The 1982-nt window shown below is 67.3% G+C and carries 1 protein-coding gene; it reads left to right on the top strand.

What is annotated here, in order from left to right; genetic code table 11:
• On the top strand, nucleotides 1-1771 hold a 1771-nt coding region (locus ACTJLF_RS34475; protein WP_440884880.1), incomplete at its 5' end, for an RHS repeat-associated core domain-containing protein.
• Between the last annotated feature and the right edge of the window lie 211 nt (nucleotides 1772-1982).

The raw sequence follows: 1982 nt of genomic DNA, 5'->3' as shown, positions 1-1982 counted from the left end.
CAGCCTGCTGGACATCGAGCGCGACGCCCTTCACCGCGAGACGCGCCGGCAGCAGGCCACCGTCGATGGCCGCACGGTGCGAACCCATCGTGCATGGAATGCCCTGGGCCGCCTGGACAGCCTGAGCATCGTGGGCGTGGTACCGGCGGATACGGTGCCCGACGATGCCCCTGCTTTTCCGCCGCCGGATCCATTCGCCCCGCGCGCCTACTTCTACGACGACCTGGGACAGCTCGCGGCCGTCGAGGCAGCGGGTCACGATGAGCGCTACCGCTACGACACGCGGGGACGCCTGGTGACCGCGCAGTCGGCAAGCCGCCTGCGCCACTGGCACTTCGATCCGGCGGGAAACCGCCTGCCGACGGCAGAAGCCCCTGAACCGCTGGGGCACCTGAAGCAGACAGATCGCTGGAGCGCGCGCGTGCGTAGCCAGTGGCGGGAACAGGGCTTCAACGTCCTGGGCCAGCGTGAGGCTTCGCAGCCCGCTGCCGAGGCCGTGAATGCGAAGCCGCGCTGGCACGACAACCGCGTCGGCCACGGTGATGAAACCGCCTACCGTTACGACGGCAGAGGCAACCGCATCGAAGCAGCGGGCCCGGGCGACCGGCACCTCGTGCTGTGCTATGACGGTGCCAACCGGCTCGTCGAGGTGCAGACGCAGAAGCCTGAGGGGGCCCTTGTCAGCCGCTACGTCTACGACGCTCGCGGCCGTCGGTTGTGCAAGACCGTGGCACGGCGCTCCCACGGCCGGCAGGAGGTGCTGACGACCCGTTTCTACCAGGGTTGGGACAACGACCGGCTGGTGCATACCGAGCACCGGGGACCGGGCGGCGACAGGCGAGTCACGCACACGGTGTATGAACCCGATGGCTTCGCGCCGCTGGTGCGGCTGAGCACACGCGGCGATCCGCGGCCTGCAGGCCTGTCCGCGCTGATCGAACAGGCTGGCAGCCTGCAGCTCCAGCAAGACCTGCGGAAGGCATTGGATGACTTGCCGCCGAACATGCGCCAAGGCCTCGAAGCGGAGGTTGAGTCGCTGACCCTGAAGGGCATGGCCCTTGAGACACAGCACATGCTCGCGCAGCAAGCCGGCGGCGACACGGCGATCGCGTCGCTGGAGGAAGCGCTGCAGGCCATTCAGCCGGCCGTCCGGCCCGTCTCGATCCACCACTTCCACTGCGATCCGATCGGCACGCCACAGGCGCTCACCGACGAGTCCGGAAAGCTTGTATGGGCGGCCCGGTACGATCCATGGGGCCATCTGGAGCAAGAGTACAACCCGCATGGTCTCGAGCAACCGATCCGCTTGCCAGGTCAGCATCACGATGCTGAAACGGGCCTGTACTACAACCGCCATCGCTACTATGACCCAGCCATTGGGTCGTACATCAACCAGGACCCCATCGGGCTCAGGGGCGGGATCAACAGTTTTGCCTATGCGCACCAGGACCCGCTGCAGGCATCGGATCCACTGGGCCTGTATGCGGAGGCTGCCCATGCCGACGTGCCGCTATTCGGCGCGCCGTCGGGCACGGGGCTGGCCGGCGGCATCGACGGCGAGCCGGGACGGCCACCCGCCGGTAGTTCCAAGAACTGCCCCGACTGCACGCAGGTGGCGGGCAAGGTGAGCGACTACGCGACCGTGTGCGTGTACGTGCTGTTTCTCTCGCTGGGCATCAAGCTGCCGCCGCGCCCGCCTCCACCACCTCCACCGCCCATCAGCGTGCAGGAACAGTCGCTCAAGGGCCGGGGAGGAAAGAACTGCTCCTAGCCGTGGCCAAGTACTGCCACGCACGAAGAAGTCAAGTCGACATCACCACCTGAGGGAAGAAATCGAATGAGCGGCAAACCGGCGGCGCGGATCACCGACAGCGTGTCCGGAGGCAAGATCGTCAGCGGTTCGCGCACCGTACTCATCGGCAGCCAAGGCGGCATCGCCTGCTCGGAGTGCCCGGGTGGCGTCACGGTCGGCAACCCGGTGA

Source organism: Variovorax sp. 22077 (assembly GCF_052044195.1).
Classification (GTDB): domain Bacteria; phylum Pseudomonadota; class Gammaproteobacteria; order Burkholderiales; family Burkholderiaceae_C; genus Variovorax; species Variovorax atrisoli.
The sequence above is the reverse complement of the archived record's forward strand: the minus strand, read 5'-3'. Positions and strand labels throughout refer to the sequence as shown.